General features: G+C 68.6%; 12 protein-coding genes. 6 read left to right on the top strand and 6 right to left on the bottom strand.

Features of this window, described 5'->3' with window-relative positions; genetic code table 11:
• The 4 genes from ABEA10_RS12415 to ABEA10_RS12400 all read left to right on the top strand — a co-directional run bounded on the left by ABEA10_RS12415 (nucleotide 1) and on the right by ABEA10_RS12400 (nucleotide 6,989).
• Nucleotides 1–1,545, top strand: coding sequence for an arabinofuranosidase catalytic domain-containing protein (locus tag ABEA10_RS12415; RefSeq protein ID WP_345461977.1), 1,545 nt, complete (start codon nucleotides 1–3; stop codon nucleotides 1,543–1,545).
• Between the two features lie 53 nt (nucleotides 1,546–1,598).
• Nucleotides 1,599–4,001 carry a ricin-type beta-trefoil lectin domain protein gene (locus ABEA10_RS12410; RefSeq protein WP_345461974.1) on the top strand — a complete coding sequence of 801 codons (2,403 nt, stop codon included), beginning with the start codon at nucleotides 1,599–1,601 and terminating at the stop codon, nucleotides 3,999–4,001.
• A gap of 376 nt (nucleotides 4,002–4,377) precedes the next feature.
• A complete protein-coding gene (locus ABEA10_RS12405; protein ID WP_345461971.1) occupies nucleotides 4,378–5,586 on the top strand; it encodes a ricin-type beta-trefoil lectin domain protein in 1,209 nt (402 codons plus the stop codon).
• 77 nt (nucleotides 5,587–5,663) lie between these two features.
• Nucleotides 5,664–6,989, top strand: coding sequence for a glycoside hydrolase family 6 protein (locus tag ABEA10_RS12400; protein WP_345461968.1), 1,326 nt, complete (start codon nucleotides 5,664–5,666; stop codon nucleotides 6,987–6,989).
• Nucleotides 6,990–7,220: 231 nt separating this feature from the next.
• Here the strand turns inward: ABEA10_RS12400 and ABEA10_RS12395 are convergent, their stop codons facing one another.
• Complete coding sequence (locus ABEA10_RS12395; RefSeq protein WP_345461965.1) at nucleotides 7,221–8,993, bottom strand: cellulose binding domain-containing protein; 1,773 nt, start codon at nucleotides 8,991–8,993, stop codon at nucleotides 7,221–7,223.
• Between the two features lie 167 nt (nucleotides 8,994–9,160).
• Nucleotides 9,161–9,301: a hypothetical protein gene (locus ABEA10_RS12390; RefSeq protein ID WP_345461962.1), complete on the bottom strand. Its 141-nt coding sequence runs from the start codon at nucleotides 9,299–9,301 to the stop codon at nucleotides 9,161–9,163.
• Here ABEA10_RS12390 and ABEA10_RS12385 point away from each other — a divergent pair.
• Together ABEA10_RS12385 and ABEA10_RS12380 are read left to right on the top strand one after the other, a co-directional pair.
• Nucleotides 9,300–10,670, top strand: coding sequence for a glycoside hydrolase family 10 protein (locus tag ABEA10_RS12385; protein ID WP_345461959.1), 1,371 nt, complete (start codon nucleotides 9,300–9,302; stop codon nucleotides 10,668–10,670). The genes ABEA10_RS12390 and ABEA10_RS12385 overlap by 2 nt on opposite strands.
• 115 nt (nucleotides 10,671–10,785) lie before the next feature.
• Nucleotides 10,786–12,291 carry an arabinofuranosidase catalytic domain-containing protein gene (locus ABEA10_RS12380; protein WP_345461956.1) on the top strand — a complete coding sequence of 502 codons (1,506 nt, stop codon included), beginning with the start codon at nucleotides 10,786–10,788 and terminating at the stop codon, nucleotides 12,289–12,291.
• 133 nt (nucleotides 12,292–12,424) lie between these two features.
• Here the strand turns inward: ABEA10_RS12380 and ABEA10_RS12375 are convergent, their stop codons facing one another.
• The 4 genes from ABEA10_RS12375 to ABEA10_RS12360 are packed head-to-tail and all read right to left on the bottom strand — an operon-like array spanning nucleotide 12,425 to nucleotide 17,212.
• Complete coding sequence (locus tag ABEA10_RS12375) at nucleotides 12,425–14,113, bottom strand: RICIN domain-containing protein (RefSeq protein ID WP_345461953.1); 1,689 nt, start codon at nucleotides 14,111–14,113, stop codon at nucleotides 12,425–12,427.
• Nucleotides 14,114–14,150: 37 nt separating this feature from the next.
• A complete protein-coding gene (locus tag ABEA10_RS12370; RefSeq protein ID WP_345461950.1) occupies nucleotides 14,151–14,972 on the bottom strand; it encodes a carbohydrate ABC transporter permease in 822 nt (273 codons plus the stop codon).
• The gene (locus ABEA10_RS12365) at nucleotides 14,969–15,937 is read right to left on the bottom strand and encodes a carbohydrate ABC transporter permease (protein ID WP_345461947.1); all 969 of its coding nucleotides are present in this window, start codon (nucleotides 15,935–15,937) and stop codon (nucleotides 14,969–14,971) included. Before ABEA10_RS12365 ends, ABEA10_RS12370 begins: the two co-directional genes overlap by 4 nt.
• Before the next feature lie 30 nt (nucleotides 15,938–15,967).
• Nucleotides 15,968–17,212 carry a sugar ABC transporter substrate-binding protein gene (locus ABEA10_RS12360; protein ID WP_345462221.1) on the bottom strand — a complete coding sequence of 415 codons (1,245 nt, stop codon included), beginning with the start codon at nucleotides 17,210–17,212 and terminating at the stop codon, nucleotides 15,968–15,970.
• Nucleotides 17,213–17,234 lie beyond the last annotated feature (22 nt).

Here is a 17,234-nt window from a genome sequence, read left to right as displayed (position 1 = left end):
ATGCGCTATTCACCCGTTCTCCTCGCGGGCCGGGCGGCTCGTGGCCTGAGCGCCGCGGCGGCCCTGCCGGCGATGCTCGTGGCCCTGCTCGTGGCGGTGCTGACCTGGGTGGCACCCGCGTCGGCGGCGGGCACCGGCCCGTGCGACATCTACGCCTCGGGCGGCACACCCTGCGTCGCCGCGCACAGCACCGTCCGCGCGCTGTACGGCGCGTATAACGGCCACCTCTACCAGGTCCGGCGAGCCTCGGACAGCACGACCCGCGACATCGGCGTGCTGAGCGCGGGCGGCGTCGCCGACGCCGCCGCGCAGGATTCGTTCTGCGCGGGCACGACCTGCGTCATCACCGTCGTGTACGACCAGTCCGGACACGGAAACGACCTGTGGTACCAGGGATCGGCCCAGGTGCCCGGATCGAGCCAGAGCAGCCCGGCGAAGGTTACCTCCGAGTCGCTGACGGTGGGCGGCCACAAGGCGTACTCGCTCTACATCAACCCCGGCAACAGTTACTGGCGGGACGGCCACTTGACGGGCGTCCCGACCGGCAGCGCGCCGGAGGGCGAGTACATGGTGACCAGCGGAACACACGTCAACAGCGGCTGTTGCTTCGACTACGGCAACAGCGAGACGACCCGGAAGGCCGACGCCGCCGGCGCGATGGACGCGATCAACTTCAGCACCTCGTGCTGGTTCGGCGGTTGCTCCGGAAACGGGCCCTGGGTCCAGGCCGACCTGGAATGGGGCCTGTACCCGGGCGGCAGCCAGTCCTGGAACCCGGCTCAGCGTGCCTTCACCAGCCCCTACGTCACGGCGATGTTGAAGAACAACGGCTCGACGGGATTCGCCCTCAAGGGCAGTAGTGCGCAGGCCGGTTCCCTGACCACCATGTACAACGGCCCCTTGCCCAGCGGCTACAGCCCCATGAAGAAACAGGGAGCGATCGTCCTCGGCAGCGGCGGCGACTGCTGCAAGCCGGGCGGCGGCGCGAACCTCAGCGCCGGCACGTTCTACGAGGGCGCCATGGTCGCGGGCTATCCGTCCGACGCCACCGACAACGCGGTCCAGGCCAACATCACCGCCGCCGGCTACGGCTCCGGCGGGAACGGCGGCGCCTTCCCCACCGATCAGCACCAGTTGGTGATCGGTAGCGACGGGTTGTGCCTGGACGTGTACGGCAACTCGTCCACGGCGGGCGCGGCGATCGACCAGTGGACCTGCAACGGCCAGACCAACCAGCAGTTCACGTTCGTGCCCGGCGCGAACGGCTACGGCGAACTGCAGGCGCGCAACTCCGGCCAGGTCGTCGCGGTGGCGAACAACTCGACGGCCTCCGGGACGCCCGACATCGTGCAACAGGCCCGGAACTGGTCCTCGGGCAGCATGTGGAAGCCGCTGCAGCAGTCCGACGGGTCCTGGAGTTTCCAGAACGCCAACAATGGCCTGTGCCTGGACGTCTACGGCGCGGGCAGCAACCTGGGCCAGCAACTGGACCAGTGGCCGTGCAAGAACGCCCCCGGCACAAACCAGGACTTCTCTCCCCGCTGACCTGTCCGGCAACGCGCTGACGAATTCCCCCTACGCCCCCGCAAGGAGTCGGCATGATCCGAGCATCACGACATCGCACTCCACTGTTCGCCGTCCTCATCCTGCTCATGGGCCTGCTGGCCGCAGTGACCCTGGCGCCTCCCGCGCACGCCGCGGTCTCGACGTCGATCACCGTTGACGGGTCCGGATCCGGCCGGGTCTTCGACGGTGTCGGCGCCATCAGCGGCGGCGGTGGGAACTCCCGGCTGCTGGCCGACTATCCCGAACCACAGCGCAGCCGGCTGCTGGACTACCTGTTCAAGCCGTCGTACGGCGCCGCGCTGCAGACGCTGAAGATCGAGATCGGTGGGGACACGAACTCCACCGACGGCGCCGAGGCCAGCCACGAGCACACCAGGGGCGCGGTCGACTGCGGCCAGGGATACGAGTGGTGGCTGGCCGAGCAGGCCAAGGCCCGCAACCCGAACATCAAGCTGTACGGCCTCGCCTGGGGCGCGCCCGGGTGGATCGGCGGCGGCAACTTCTGGTCCCAGGACATGATCGACTACCTGATGTCGTGGCTCGGCTGCGCCAAGCAGCACGGGCTGACCATCGACTACCTCGGCGGCTGGAACGAACGCGGCTGGAACGCGACCTGGTACGAGAAGCTCAAGTCCACGCTCAACGTCGACGGCTACAGCTCGATCAAGGTCGTCGCGGCGGACAGCGGGTGGGACGTCGCGGACGCCATGGCTTCTGACTCGGCGTTCCGGAACGCCGTCGACATCGTCGGAACGCATTACCCCTGCGGGTACATGACCGCCTTCACCTCCTGCCCGAGCACCTCCAACGCCCAGAACCTCGGCAAACCCCTGTGGGCCAGTGAGAACGGGTCGGAGGACGCCGACGGCGGCGCCCCGGCGGTCGCGCGCGCGATCAACCGTGACTACATCGACGGGCGGATGACCTCCTACATCAACTGGCCGGTCATCGCGGCGCTGTACCCGAACCTGCACTACGCCACCGACGGCATGTCGGTCGCCGCGCAGCCGTGGTCGGGCAGCTACTCCATCGGCCGGACGACGTGGGTCACCGCGCAGACCACCCAGTTCACCGCGCCCGGCTGGCACTACATCGACTCCGGGAGCGGCTTCCTGGGCGGCAACCGGGCGAACGGCAGTTACGTGACGCTGAAGTCGACGAACAACTCCGACTACACGACCGTCATCGAGACGATGGACGCCACGGCAGCGCAGACCGCGAACTTCACCGTCGCCGGCGGGCTGTCCACGGGCCAGGTCCACGTGTGGAGCACGAAGGTGAACTCCTCCAACTCCGCCGACCACCTCGTGCACGCCACGGACGTCACCCCGTCGGGCGGGAGGTACTCCCTGACGCTCCAGCCGGGTTACGTCTACTCCGTGACGACGACGACCGGGCAGGGCAAGGGCACCGCGACCTCGCCGGACGCCGCCGCGATGTCGCTGCCGTACTCCGACGACTTCGAGACGGCGGCCACCACCACGTCCCCGAAGTACTTCGCGGACATGAACGGCGCCTTCCAGCGCGTGGCCTGCGGCGGTGGCCGATCCGGTTCCTGCGTACGGCAGATGGCCCCGACCAGCCCGATCCGCTGGACCGGCGAGGCCTACAACGCCCCGTACACGATCATGGGTGACGGGTCGTGGAGCAACTACACCGTCGCCGCGGACGCGATGCTGGAACAGTCCGGCAGCGTCGAGCTGCTCGGCCGCGCCAACGTGCAGGCGACCAACAACGGCGGTCTGAACGCCTACCACTTCCGGGTCAGTGACACCGGGAAGTGGTCCATCGTCAGGAGCGACACCTCGTGGCACTTCACGACGCTGGCGAGCGGCACGACGACGGCGCTGGGGCTGAACCGGTGGCATCGGCTGTCGCTGCAACTGCAGGACACCACGCTGACCGCCGCCGTCGACGGCACGACCGTGGGAAGCGCCACCGACGCCTCCTACACCAACGGTCAGCCCGGCCTCGGCGTCACCGGCTACCAGACCGACCAGTTCGACAACTTCGCCCTGACGCCGGGCAGCGCCTCGCAACAGCACATCGGCCCGGTCAGGTCCGGCCTGAGCGGCAAGTGCCTCGATGACGACGGAGGCTCGACCACGAGCGGCACCAAGATCCAGATCTGGGACTGCAACGGCGGCGCCGCCCAGACCTGGTGGTGGGGCAACGGCCAGCTCCGGCTCGGCGGATCGGGCGGCAAGTGCGTGGACGTCACCGGCCAGGGCACGGCCAACGGCACGCTCGTCGGCCTGTGGGACTGCAACGGCGGAACCAACCAGCAGTGGACGCCGCAGTCGGACGGGACCCTGAAGGGCGTCCAGTCCGGCCGCTGCCTGGACGTCCCCAATTCCAGCACCGCCAACGGCACCCAGCTGGAGATCTGGGACTGCAACGGCGGGACGAACCAGAAGTGGACCCTGCCCAGCTGATCTCCCCGACCGAGATCTGACGGGTGCGCGCCCGGCGTCGCCGTACGCCGGGCGCGCGTTTCCGCTTCCCGGGCGACGAGCCGGCAACCGACCGTCCGGCCGCCGTACGCTCATCGGCCCGATGAAAACCGCGGTGAAAGAACGCCGGGATCCAGCCCGGTCACCGGGCTCGCCATCACCGTGCTGACCAGGGCGAATCTCCGGCGCACGCCGTTCGAAGCCGTTCCGTGGGAAAGCGTGGACAACGGAACGTTGACCGGCCTTCCCTCGAGTCATAATCTCCGGTCGAACCGATTTCGCGAATCGATTCGACTCAAGCAGCGACAACGCCGGTCGAACGCGGCGTCCGGGAACTCCCCGGATGAAGGAAGATCAGATGAGAGCCAGATCACTCCTCATACCCACGCTGGTCGCGGCGTTCGTCGTCCTGGCGATGGGCGGCACGGCGCTGGGCAGCGGCTACCACGGAACCCCGTCGTCCACGGCCGTCCGCCCCGCCGCGGCGACCGCCGGATGCGGCCATGGGCCCGCGCCGGCGAGCGGTACGCACACGATTCAAAGCAGCGGCCAGAACCGCAGCTACATCCTGCGGGTGCCCGCGGGCTACGACGACAACCACCCCTACCGGCTGGTCTTCGGGTTCCACTGGGCCGGCGGCACCGCCAACGACGTCGACTCCGGTGGAACCGACGGTTACAACTGGTCCTACTACGGGCTGCGTCGCCTGGCGGACGGCGACGGCAACAACACGATCTTCGTCGCGCCCCAGGGCCTCGACAACGGCTGGGCCAACTCCGGTGGCCAGGACGTGACCTTCGTCGACGACATGCTCCGGCAGCTCGAGGCGGGCCTGTGCGTCGACACGACGCAGATCTTCTCCTCCGGTTTCAGCTACGGCGGTGCGATGACGTACGCGCTCGCCTGTGCCCGGCCGGCGGTCTTCCGCGCGGTCGCGGTCTACTCCGGGGCGAACCTCAGCGGATGCAGCGGCGGTACGCAGCCGGTCGCCTACATCGGGCTGCACGGCATCAGGGACAACGTCCTGCCGATCTCCTCGGGACGGGCCCTGCGCGACACGTTCGTCCGCGACAACGGCTGCACCGCGCAGAACCCGCCTGAGCCGGCCTATGGCAGCCTGACGCACATCGTGACCGCCTACTCCGGGTGCCGGGACGGCTATCCGGTCGTCTGGGCCGCGTTTGACGGAGCGGGTCATGACCCCGGCCCGATCGACGGGTGCACCTGCGACGGCTGGCACACCTGGACCTCCGGAGTGGTCTGGAGCTTCTTCACCCGGTTCGGGGGCGGATCCTCACCGCCGCCCTCGACGTCGGCTCTGGTCAACGCCGCCGCCGGCCGTTGCCTCGACGTACCGAACTCCTCGCAGACGAACGGCACGCAGGTGGAGCTGTGGGACTGCAATGGCCAGTCCAACCAGCAGTGGAACGTGAACGCCGACGGCACCGTCGTCGGCGTGCAGTCCGGCCTGTGCCTCGCCGCCGGCGGCGCCGGAACCGCCAACGGCACACGGATCGTCCTGTGGACCTGCAACGGCGGAAGCGACCAGAAATGGACCCGGAGCTGACCCACGGCTCCGGGCCGCGCCCGGCGGGTCCGGCCACGGCCGCCCGGCGAGGCGAAATCCCACCGAAAGGACGGATGATGAGTGATCATCTCTGGGGCGGCGGCCGCTGGAAGGCGGCCACTGCCGCGGTGGCCGTCGCCTGCGCGGCCATCACCGCCGGACTGTTCGGCGTCGGCGACGCCCAGGCCGGCACGCTGTCCGGGACCCTCTACCGAGATCCCACCTCGCAGGCGGTCCGATGGGTCCAGGCCAACCCGGGCGACGTGCGCACGCCCGTCATCCGCGACAAGATCGCCAGCCAGCCGCAGGCCCACTGGCTGTCGAATTTCGACCCAGGCACGGTGACCTCTGAGGTCTCCGGTGTGGTCAACGCCGCGAACGCCGCGAACCAGATCCCCGTCTTCTCGGTGTATGAGATCCCGAACCGCGACTGCGGCGGCGCGAGCGCCGGCGGGGCCCCGGACCTCGGCCAGTACCAGCAGTGGATCGGGGGCTTCGCCAACGGGCTGGGCGGCCGGACGGTCATCGTCATCCTGGAAACCGACGCGCTCGCCCTGCAGAGCTGCCTGAGCGGCTCGGAGGTCACGGCCCGCGACCAGGCGATCTCCCAGGCGGTACAGACGATCAAACGCGCCGACGCGAACGTCAAGGTGTACCTCGACGGGGGCCACTCGGCCTGGAACTCCGCCGGCGAGCAGGGCAGCCGTCTGAAGGCCGCCGGCGTCCAGTACGCCGACGGATTCTTCACCGACGTGTCGAACTTCCAGCCGCTGTCCAACGAGGCGGCGTACGGCCGGGCGATCATCTCCTATCTGCAGTCCCAGGGAATCTCCGGCAAGCACCAGATCATCGACACCAGCCGCGACGGCGGCGCGGTCGGCGCGGCGGGTGACTGGTGCGGCGACGACAACACCGACCACCGCATCGGCACCTACCCCACCCTCGACACCGGCGACCAGAACATCGACGGCTACCTGTGGGTCAAACCGCCGGGTGAGGCCGACGGTTGCGTCTACGCGGCCGGAAGCTTCGTGCCCGACCTCGCCTACAACCTCGCGCGCACGGCCCCCGACCCGCCGGGGTCATCCGACCCGAACCCCCCGGGCGACCGCGGCTGCGCGGCGGCGTACCAGACGACGAGCTCCTGGCAGGGCGGGTTCCAAGGGCAGATCTCCGTCACCGCCGGAAGCGCGGCGATCAACGGCTGGAAGCTCACCTTCTCGCTGCCCGCCGGCGTATCGATCAGCCAGCTGTGGAACGGCACGCTGACCACGAGCGGATCCACCGCGACGGTCGGCAACGCGTCGTGGAACGGCGCGCTGTCACCGGGAGGCTCCACTCAGGTCGGTTTCACCGCCGGCGGCGCCGCCTCCTCCCTCACCGTCACCTGTTCGGCATCGTGAACGGTTCGCGCGCCGGAGGTGGCCGCAAAAGGCTGGTATCTGATGTTCCAGACCGCTGACGCCTCCTATTCGACGAACCCGGATATCGGCGATTCCAATGGATGGAGCACGCCGAAGAACGTCCATTCTTCGATGCCAGGCGTCATCTCGTAGAAACCACGATTTGTTCGAGGCGAGCGGGCCGGCGGTGAGTCAACCGCCGGCCCGCGATCCTTCCCTCCGCTGGACGGCTCAGCCGGTCGTACAGGTCGTGCCGTTGAGCGTGAAGGCGGTCGGGGCGGCGTCGTCGCTCGCCCAGGTGCCCTGGAACCCGAACGACACGGCCGCACCCGCGGCGATCGTGCCGTTGTACGTCGCGTTCTTCGCGGTCACCGCCGTTCCGGACTGTGTCACCGTGGCGTTCCAGGCGCTGGTCACCTTCGTGTCGCCGGGAAAGGCGAACCCGAGTGTCCAGCCGTTGACCGGGCTGGTCCCGGTGTTGGTGACGGTGACGCCGGCGGTGAGCCCGCCCGGCCACTCGTTCTTCGTGTAGTCGACCTTGCAGGCGCTGCCGCCGCCCCCGCCGCCCGGGTGGAGCTGGACGACGACGAGCGAGTACGCCGGAATCGTCTGGCTGGTGGCGCTGCCGGCGGTCGTGGAGGTGATGGACGTGGCGTTCTGCGTGTACGTGTAGACGGTGGGCGTGGCCGAGGACGGGGTGAAGCCGCTGTAGGACAGGTTCGCGGTGTAGGCGTTCGACGGGTCCTTGTTCACGAACAGCAGGTCGACGTCCCCGTTGCCCCGTTTGACGGCGTGCACGGTCAGCGGCGACTGGCCGCCGGTCGCGGGGACGAGCGTGTCGCCGGGCGCGCCGAGCTTGGTCAACATCTGGATGCCGTAGTAGGGCGCGAACGGCGTCTCGGCGGCGGGCTCGCTGCCCGAGGCGTTGGAGAGCACACCCTCATCGTCGTAGTCGGTGGCGCCGTTCACGGTGCTGGTGCCGTTGGAGCCGTTGTGCAGGTTCCACCAGTCGACGTTGAACGCGCCGTTCTCCAGCCAGGTGAGGTAGGCGTCCGGCGCGAACAGCGCGGCCGGATGCGTGTCCTTGTCGATGGTGGAGTTGGTCTCGGTGACGGCGATGCCGACGTTGGGCGCGTTCGCGCCGGCGTACTGGTTGATCAGTGAGCGCAGCGTGGCGGTGATGGTGCCGATCTGCGCCTGTGGCTTGGTGAGCAGGTCGGCGGGGCTGTCGCCGCCCGGATACCAGTGCACGACCACGAAGTCGATCTTCGAGCCGGCGATCGACATGACGGTGTGGTTCCAGTCGGCGCCGTCACCGGGCCCGGTGATGCCGTCCGGCCAGCTCCCCGGGGTGGTCAGCACCGCACCGATCTTGATGGTGGGGTCGGCCGCCTTCATCGCGGTGGCGTACTGCAGCAGGTTCTGGGCGTACGTGGTCGCGCTCTTGCTGGAGTGGGTGTCGTTCTCCCACGAGGAGCCGTACTCGCCGTTGCCGTAGACCTCGTTGCCGATCTCCCAGTACTCGGCGCCGTACCCCTTGGTCACGTTGGCGTAGCGCACCCAGTCCGCGGCCTCCTGCGGCGTGCCGGACCCGTAGTTCGCGATGATGACCGGCTGCGCGCCGGCCGCGCGGACCGTGCCCATGTACGAGTCGAAGTCGGTGTTCGGCGCCACGTACCCGCCGTCGGTGGTGTTGGTCTTCCAGTGGTAGATGTCGGCGTACGAGCCGCCCGGGTAGCGCACCGCGCCGATCCCGGCGTCCTTCAGCAGGCCGGGCACGGGGGAGTCGTTCATGTAGCCGTCGTACACGGCCACGTTCATGCCGACCGCGGCCGACGGTATCGAGGCCAGCGAACGGCTCGTGTCGACCGACACGTCGACGGACGTGGCGGCCGAGGCGGGCGTCGTGCCGACCGGGACGAGGACGGCCGCGGCCAGCCCCGCGGCTCCGGCGAGCCCGCGGAGGAAAGGCCGGGACGGGCATGCGGCTCTGAGTCTTCTCACCGGCACTCCTGTCATGGGAATCCTGGTCTTCGCTTCGCTCCAATGAGCGGCATAGCGCTTTGATTATTCGTACGTCGACCCGGTGAGGCTCGCAATAGGTGTTCATTGCCGCGTCATCTTTCATTTTCTTTCATGCGCGCCATGGTCGCTACCAGCACCCGAACGGGTCACTCGGGGCGCCCAATCGACAATTCCTTGACTTCGCCCGGCCCGCCCGGATACTCCCGGCTGGAGCCAATTCCAATATCTCGCATTTTGTTCGAGATGCCGAACATCAGGAGGGTGGCCGATGAGAGGACCTCGATCATGAAACCTTCGCTCCGACCCCGTCGGGTACGGGCGCTCGTCTCGGTGCTGTCGGCCGCTGTCGCGGTCGCGGGGGCGGCCGTGCTCGTGCCCTCGCCGGCGCGGGCCGCCACCACGCTGGGCGCCCAGGCCGCGGCGTCCGGGCGTTACTTCGGCACCGCGGTGGCCGCCGGCCGGCTCGGCGACTCGACGTACGCCACGATTCTCGACCGGGAATTCAACATGATCACCCCGGAGAACGAGATGAAGTGGGACACCACCGAGCCGTCCCGCGGCTCGTTCAACTTCAGCCCCGCCGACCAGATCGTCAACCACGCGCAGGCGCACGGGCAGCGCATGCGCGGCCACACACTCGTGTGGCACAACCAGTTGCCGAGCTGGGTCGGCTCCATCACCGACGCGAACACGCTGCGCAGCGTGATGGACAACCACATCACCACCGAGATGACGCACTTCAAGGGCAAGATCTACGCGTGGGACGTGGTGAACGAGGCGTTCGCCGACGGCAGCACCCAGCACCGCGGCTCGGTCTTCCAGAACGTGCTCGGCAACGGCTTCATCGAGGAGGCGTTCCGCACCGCCCGGGCCGCCGACCCCTCGGCCAAGCTCTGCTACAACGACTACAACATCGAGAACTGGTCCGACGCCAAGACCCAGGGCGTCTACGCCATGGTCAGGGACTTCAAGTCCCGCGGCGTGCCCATCGACTGCGTCGGCTTCCAGAGCCACTTCGGCTCGGGCGGCCCACCGGCGAGCTTCCCGACCACCCTGAGCAACTTCACCGCTCTCGGTGTCGACGTCCAGCTCACCGAGCTCGACATCGCCCAGGCGCCGACGACCGCCTACTCCAACACGGTAAAGGCGTGCGTGAACGTCTCGCGCTGCGCCGGCATCACCGTGTGGGGCATCCGCGACAGCGACTCCTGGCGCAGCGGTGACAACCCGCTGCTCTTCGACGGCGGCGGCAACAAGAAGCCCGCCTACGACGCGGTCCTGTCCGCGCTCGGCGGCGGCGTCCCGTACGGCGGGGGAGGCTCGTCACCGCCGCCGGGCGACGGCGGGTGCTCGGTGACGTACACGATCGGCTCGCAGTGGTCGGGCGGGTTCGGCGCGAACGTGAGCGTGACGAACCTGGGTGATCCGGTGTCGAGCTGGACGCTGACCTGGTCCTTCGGCGCGGGCCAGCAGGTCACTCAGGCGTGGAACGCCACGGTGACCCAGAGCGGGTCGAACGTGACCGCCGAGAACGTCTCCTACAACGGTGCCCTGGGCACGGGCGGCAGCACGAGCTTCGGGTTCAACGGCTCCTGGAACGGCGGCAACCCGGCGCCCGCGAACTTCGCGCTCAACGGCACCGCCTGGACCGGCTGATCAGCCCAATCGCAGACGCCGGCCGGACGGGTGAACGACGCGTCCGGCCGGCGCCCGGCCACCCGGTCGGCCGGGCGTGCGTCACCCCCATCCACGACTGACGGAGGTCCCTTTCATGTCCCCACTTCCCACCCGCCTGCGACCGGTCGCCGTGTCGTTGACGGCCACGGCGGCGGCCGTGCTCGCCCTCGGCACGTCGGCGCTCACCGGCACCGCGTCGGCGGCGTCGCTGCCCTGTGACATCTACGCGGCGGGCGGCACCCCCTGCGTGGCGGCGCACAGTACGACCCGTGCGCTGTACGCCTCGTACAGCGGGCCGTTGTACCAGGTCCGGCGTTCGTCGGACAACGCGACCCGGGACATCGGTGTGCTGAGTGCCGGTGGGGTCGCCAACGCCGCCACGCAGGACTCGTTCTGTTCGGGGACGAGTTGTGTGATCACGATCATCTATGACCAGTCGGGGCGGGGGAACAACCTGACCCAGGCGCCCGGCGGTGGTGCGGCGGGTGGGCCGGACAACCTGGCGAACGCGACCGCGGCTCCCACCACGGTCGGCGGGCAGAAGGCGTACGGCGTCTATGTGGCTCCGGGTACCGGTTACCGCAATGACCACACCTCGGGCATCGCGACCGGGGACGCGGCCGAGGGGATGTATGCGATCTTCGATGGCACGCATTACAACGGTGGGTGTTGTTTCGATTACGGCAATGCCGAGACCAGTAACAACGACACCGGTAACGGGCACATGGAGGCCATCTACTTCGGCAACATCCGGGTCTGGGGTTATGGCACCGGCAACGGTCCGTGGATCATGGCCGACATGGAGAACGGCCTGTACTCCGGTGTCAATGCCGGCTACAACGCCAACGACCCCACGGTGAACCACCGGTACACCACCGCGATCATCAAGGGCCAGCCCAACCACTGGGCCATCCGCGGCGGCAACGCCCAGTCCGGGGGCCTGTCCACCTTCTACGACGGTGTCCGTCCCAACGTCTCCGGCTACAACCCCATGCACAAAGAAGGCGCCATCATCTTGGGCATCGGCGGGGACAACAGCAAAGGCTCGGCCGGGACGTTCTACGAAGGCGTCATGACCTCCGGCTACCCCTCCGACGCCACCGAGAACGCCGTCCAGGCCAACATCACCTCCGCCGGGTACGGGCAGGGCGGCGGCACCGGTGGTTCGTACCCGAGCGGCTACCACCGGCTGGTCGTCGGTAACAACGGCCTGTGCCTGGATGTGTTCGGCAATACGAGTACCGCGGGTGCGGCGATCGATCAGTGGTCCTGCAACGGGCAGTCGAACCAGCAGTTCCAGTTCGTGTCCGGTTCGAACGGCTACGGGGAGCTGCAGGCGCAGAACTCCGGTCAGGTGGTGGCGGTCGCCGGCGGTTCGACCTCACAGGGCGTCCCGGACATCGTGCAGCAGCCGCGTAACGGCGCGGCGAGTTCGATGTGGCGGCCGGTGGCGCAGTCCGACGGGTCATGGGCGTTCCAGAACCAGAACAGCGGCCTGTGCCTGGACGTCTACGGCGCGGGAAGCAACGCGGGTCAGCAACTGGACCAGTGGCCGTGCAAGAACGCGGCCGGCAACAACCAGGACTTCACCCCCCGCTGACACCAGGCCCTGACCGGCCCGAACCGGCCCTACGCCACCGGCAGGCGGACGGACCCCGCTGCCACGTAGGGCCCGCCTGCCGACCCGGCGGCCACCCTTCGGGGCGGCCGCCGTCCGCACGGGAGCCAGGACGTCAGCGGACCGTCAGGGTCCACAGGTGGTCTGCGGTGCCGTTGTCGTCCCACTGGATCACCTGGGCGCCCGAGGAGGTGCTCATGTTGGTGACGCCCAGCAGCAGGCCGCTGTTGTGATTGATGATCTTGTAATGGCCGCTACCGTCCGCGACCAGTTGCCACAGGTGGTCGGCCGTGCCGTTGTCGCCCCAGATCAGAGCGGTGCCGCCGTCCGAGGTGCTCATGTTCGTGATGCCTAGGAGCAGCCCGCTCGCCTGGTTGGCGATCTTGTAGAGACCGGAGCCGGTCGGCGTCAGGACCCAGGTCTGGGTGTTGCTGGAGGAGTTGACCGTGGCCTGGTCCACCAGGGTGCCCTGGGCCGTTCCGGAGTTCTGGGTGTCGAGCGCCAGGCCGCTGTTGACGTTCGTGATCCGGTACGGGCCGGACGGTGAGGAGGAACCGCTGCCCGGGGTCAGGACCAGGTGGTAGCCGTAGGCGGAGTTCATCGTCACCGGCACGGTGACCGATCCGCCGGAGACGGCGTAGTCACCTTCGGAGATGGTGGTCGGGCCGGCCACCGCCGTGGTGCGGCCGTTCGACGGGGTGTACTCCAGCTTCGCGTGGACCGTGCCGCCGAACGCCGAGCCCAGGCCGTTCACGGTGACCGCGGTCGAGCCCGAGCCGCCGCCGAAGATGACGCTGACCTGGTTGCCCGCGCTGTTGATGGCGGCGGCTCCGTCCAGGCCGGTCGAGCCGGGCGGGGTGGTGGTGAGCATGTCGCCGCTCATGTCGGCGTACCACTTGTAGAGCCAGTAGGCGCCGTTCGGTGAGCCGCCCTGGCCGGTCAGCAGGTCGCCGAGCGCGCCGGACTGGTTCCAGAAGGCCAGTTCGGCGTCGTGCACGCCGAGGCGTTCGAACTTGGCGATGTAACCGATCAACGCGCCGGGGATGCCCACCTGGGACGGCGCGGCGTACTCCTCGATCGCGATGGGGCGCGGGGTGATGCCCAGGTTCCGCTCGATGTTCGTGACCGTGGAGATGTCCCCGGCGATCTTGGAGGAGCTCGACAGCTCATGCCAGGAGATGATGTCCGGGACCGTGTTGGTGTTCACCGCGTTCTGCAGGAAGTTCTGCATGTCGCCGATGTTGTCGGAGAAGCTCGGTCCCTGGATCGGCGTCTGGGAGTCCTTGGACCGCACCTCCCGGTACGTCGTGGTCCAGAAGCTCTCGAAGCTGCCGTTGGAGGACAGCCAGGTGCCGTCGGGCTCGTTCCACAGCTCCCAGGAGGCGAGGTTCGTGATCCCGGATGCCTTGACCTGGGAGATCTGCTGGTCGACGACGCTGATCCAGTTGGACCAGCTGAACTGGTAGGGCCAGCCGGCGTAGTAGTCCGACAGGCGGTCCACGACCTTCGCGCCCGCGCGGGCCGCCTTCGGCGCCACGACGAGGATGTCGCCGGAGCCCTGCTGGTGGCCGCCCGCGGGCATCTGCACGAAGGTGTTCGGCTTGATCTGCTGGACCAGGGTGTCGGAGGGCGTGGAGGCGTTGGCCAGACCGTACAACGAGCCGGTGGCGACGTGGGTGACCGGCCGTAGGACGGAGCCGGCGTTGACCACCAGCGTGGTGGCCGCGTGTGCGGGCGCGGCGGTCAAGGCCGGGGCCAGAGTGAGCGCGGCGGTGAGCAGGGCGAGACGGGTCCTCTTCTTCATGGGGACACTCCGGGTGGGGGGCGAGGCCGGCGGAAGATCAGTCCTTGACGGCTCCGGCGGTGACACCGGCGGTCACGTACCGCTGGGCGAGGACGAGGAGGAGTGCGGCGGGCACCGAAGCGACCACGGCGGTGGCCATGATCGCGTTCCACTCCTGGTTGTTGTTGCCGATGTAGTGGTAGATGCCGAGCGTGATGGGGCGCAGGTCACCACCCCCGTCGAGGGTGTTGGCGAAGACGAAGTCCGACCAGGCCCACAGGAAGCTGAACAGGGAGACGGTGACCAGCGCGTTCCGGCTGACCGGGAGGACGACGGACCAGAACGTACGGAACGCTCCGGCACCGTCGATGCGCGCGGCGGCGAGGAGTTCGTCGGGGACGCCGGACATGAACGCCCGGAAGATCAGGACACCGAACGGCACGGCGATGGTGGAGTCGGCGACGATCAGTCCCCACCAGGTGTTCATCAGCCCGAGGTTCAGGAAGATCCCATAGAACCCCATGGCCATGACGATCCCCGGGATCATCTGGGCGATCAGCAACGCGAGGGCGAGCGCACCGCCGCCGCGCGGGCGCAGCTTGGCCAGCGCGTACCCGGCCGGAGCGGCCAGGACCAGCGTGAGCGCCACGGTGCCGAGACCGATGAGCAGGCTGGTCAGCAGGTACGGCAACTGGTCGTGCAGGACGGCCCGGTAGCCCTCGAACGTCGGGTGCCGCGGCAGGAGGTCCGGCGGGCTTTTGCGCATGTCCCGCTGTGGCGTGAGCGAGACGTTGACCATCCAGTAGACGGGGAACAGCATCAGGGCCGTGAGCACGATGCCGATCGCGGTGACCCGGATCCCGCGCCGTCGTCCGATCATGCCTCCTGCCTCCTCTGTATGCGGATGTAGAGCAGCCCGAAGACCAGGGCGATGACGATGAGGACGTTGCCCACGGCGGCGCCGGGGCCGAACTGCGGCAGCAGGGATCCGAACCCGAGCCGGTACGACCAGGTGGCCAGCGTCGAGGAGGAGTCCCCGGGACCACCCTTCGTCATGATCCAGATGAGGTCGAAGACCTTGAGCGTGTAGACGAAGCCGAGCAGCAGCACGACCATCGTGACCGGCCGCAGCAGCGGGAACGTGAGCCGCCGGAACTGCTGCCACGCTCCCGCACCGTCCAGCGCGGCCGCCTCGTACAGGTCGGGGGAGATGTTCTGCAGCCCGCTGTGGAGGATGACCAGGTTGAACGGGATGCCGATCCAGATGTTGGCGATGATCACCGAGGTGAGGGCCCAGTGGGGTGAGCCGAGCCAGTCGACCGGGGAGACGCCGACGAAGTGGAGGGCGTAGTTGATGACACCGCTCTCGCTGTTGAGCATCCACGCCCAGGTGGACGAGGACACGATCAGCGGCAGCAGCCAGGGGACCAGGAACAGGGCTCGCAGGAGGCCGGAGAGGCGGAAGTGGCGGTTGAAGAAGACGGCCAGGGCGAGCCCCGCTCCGTACTGGACCGCGATCGAGACCAGCGTGAACACCAGGGTGTTACGGATCGCCGGCCCGAACGTCGGGTCGTGCAGGACCTGGTCGAAGTTGGCCCAGCCGGCGAACGGCGCGTCGCCTTCGACGAAGGACCGCACCGTGTAACGGCGCATGCTCAGGTCCAGGTTCCGGTAGAGCGGATAGACGTAGAACGCGGCCAGGTAGATCACCAGGGGCAGCATGAACGCCCAGGCGGTGAGCCGGCTCTTCCGGCGGTGTACGCGGCGGTGCGGCGTCCTGGAGCCTGCGGTCGCCCGGACCGCGGCCGGCGACTGCTGCGGGTGGTCGGTTCGGGCGAGGGTCATGCAGAGCTCCTTGCTTCGGCGCCGGAAGGGTCAGCTGTGGGCGGCGGCGGCCTGCTGTGCCGTGTCGAGGGCGCCCTGCGCGGGTTTGCCGCCGGACAGCGTCGACTGGACCGCGGCCCACAGCTGCTGGGAGATCACGGGATACCTCGTGCCAAGGCCGTTGCTCGTACGCCCGCGGGCCGCGGCCACCGCGGAGACCCACGGTTTGAGCGCCGCGTCCTGCTGGACCTGCTGCTTCTGCACCGCTGCGGTCGGCGCGACGTAGGACAGCGTGGTGTCGGTCGCCAGCAGGTTCGCCGGGCTGACCAGGCAATTCACGATCTTCGTGCTGACGGCGTAGCGCCCGGTCCTCTTCTGCACGGGCACGGTGACGAACTCGCCGCCGGTGGGCACGGGCGCCGAGCCGCCGTGCTCGCCGGGAATGTTGATGACCCCGTATGGGAAGCCGGCCTTGGCCGCGTTGGCGAGCTGCCAGGTGCCGTTCTCCCCGAAGGCGTACTTGCCGGTGGCGAATTCCTGCCAGCTCGTGGTCTGGGTGTTCTGGAGGACGTCCTTGGGTGCGAGTCCCTGGTCCACCCAGCTCTTCCACAGCGACAGCGCCGCCACTCCGGCGGGGGCGTTCACCTTGGTCAGGTCGCCGCCGGCGCCCCAGAACCAGGGCAGGAACTGGAAGCTGCCCTCCTCGGTGCCGATGGCGGAGAAGGTGATGCCCTTCTTCCCGGTGGCCTTGATCTTCTGCAGGGCGGAGGTCAGCGTGGCCCAGTCCTTGATGCTCGCGGCGTCGACGCCGGCGGCCTTGAGGACGTTCTTGTTGTAGTAGAGGGCCAGCGTGTTGGCGCCGATCGGGACGCCGTACGCGGCGCCGTTGAGCGTTCCCGCACCGATGATGTTCGGCTGGACCGCGGAGGTGTCCAGGCCAAGGTCGCTCGCCTTGTTGAGGATGCCGGCCTGGACGAGCGTGGAGACGACCGGGTTGTCGACCAGCATGACATCGGGAGCGTTGCCCTGCTGGGCGGCGAGGAGAGCCTTGTTGCCCAGGTCGGTGGTGTCCATTCCGGTGCGCTTGACGCTGACACCGGCCTGCGCACCGCAGCCCGTGACCCGCTTGGCCCAGTCGGAGGAGTCGTCGAACTGCGGGTACGGATCCCAGAAGGTGTAGGTGCCCGACGCCGAGCCGCCGGAGTCGCTCCCGCTGGAGGAGGAACACGCGGCGGCGGACGTCAGGGTGCCGGTGGCGAGTACGGCGGCGATGAGGGTGCGGTGCAGATGTCTCATGGTCACCTCGTAGAGAGTGGGG

This window comes from Actinoallomurus oryzae (genome assembly GCF_039541955.1).
GTDB lineage: Bacteria > Actinomycetota > Actinomycetes > Streptosporangiales > Streptosporangiaceae > Actinoallomurus > Actinoallomurus oryzae.
The sequence above is the reverse complement of the archived record's forward strand: the minus strand, read 5'-3'. Positions and strand labels throughout refer to the sequence as shown.

What these genes read in the sequence shown, in the direction of transcription:
- ABEA10_RS12415 (WP_345461977.1), top strand. Translation starts at nt 1, where the DNA reads ATGCGCTATTCACCCGTTCTCCTCGCGGGCCGGGCGGCTCGTGGCCTG.
- ABEA10_RS12410 (WP_345461974.1), top strand. Translation starts at nt 1,599, where the DNA reads ATGATCCGAGCATCACGACATCGCACTCCACTGTTCGCCGTCCTCATC.
- ABEA10_RS12405 (WP_345461971.1), top strand. Translation starts at nt 4,378, where the DNA reads ATGAGAGCCAGATCACTCCTCATACCCACGCTGGTCGCGGCGTTCGTC.
- ABEA10_RS12400 (WP_345461968.1), top strand. Translation starts at nt 5,664, where the DNA reads ATGAGTGATCATCTCTGGGGCGGCGGCCGCTGGAAGGCGGCCACTGCC.
- ABEA10_RS12385 (WP_345461959.1), top strand. Translation starts at nt 9,300, where the DNA reads ATGAAACCTTCGCTCCGACCCCGTCGGGTACGGGCGCTCGTCTCGGTG.
- ABEA10_RS12390 (WP_345461962.1), bottom strand. Translation starts at nt 9,301, where the DNA reads ATGATCGAGGTCCTCTCATCGGCCACCCTCCTGATGTTCGGCATCTCG.
- ABEA10_RS12380 (WP_345461956.1), top strand. Translation starts at nt 10,786, where the DNA reads ATGTCCCCACTTCCCACCCGCCTGCGACCGGTCGCCGTGTCGTTGACG.
- ABEA10_RS12375 (WP_345461953.1), bottom strand. Translation starts at nt 14,113, where the DNA reads ATGAAGAAGAGGACCCGTCTCGCCCTGCTCACCGCCGCGCTCACTCTG.
- ABEA10_RS12370 (WP_345461950.1), bottom strand. Translation starts at nt 14,972, where the DNA reads ATGATCGGACGACGGCGCGGGATCCGGGTCACCGCGATCGGCATCGTG.
- ABEA10_RS12365 (WP_345461947.1), bottom strand. Translation starts at nt 15,937, where the DNA reads ATGACCCTCGCCCGAACCGACCACCCGCAGCAGTCGCCGGCCGCGGTC.
- ABEA10_RS12360 (WP_345462221.1), bottom strand. Translation starts at nt 17,212, where the DNA reads ATGAGACATCTGCACCGCACCCTCATCGCCGCCGTACTCGCCACCGGC.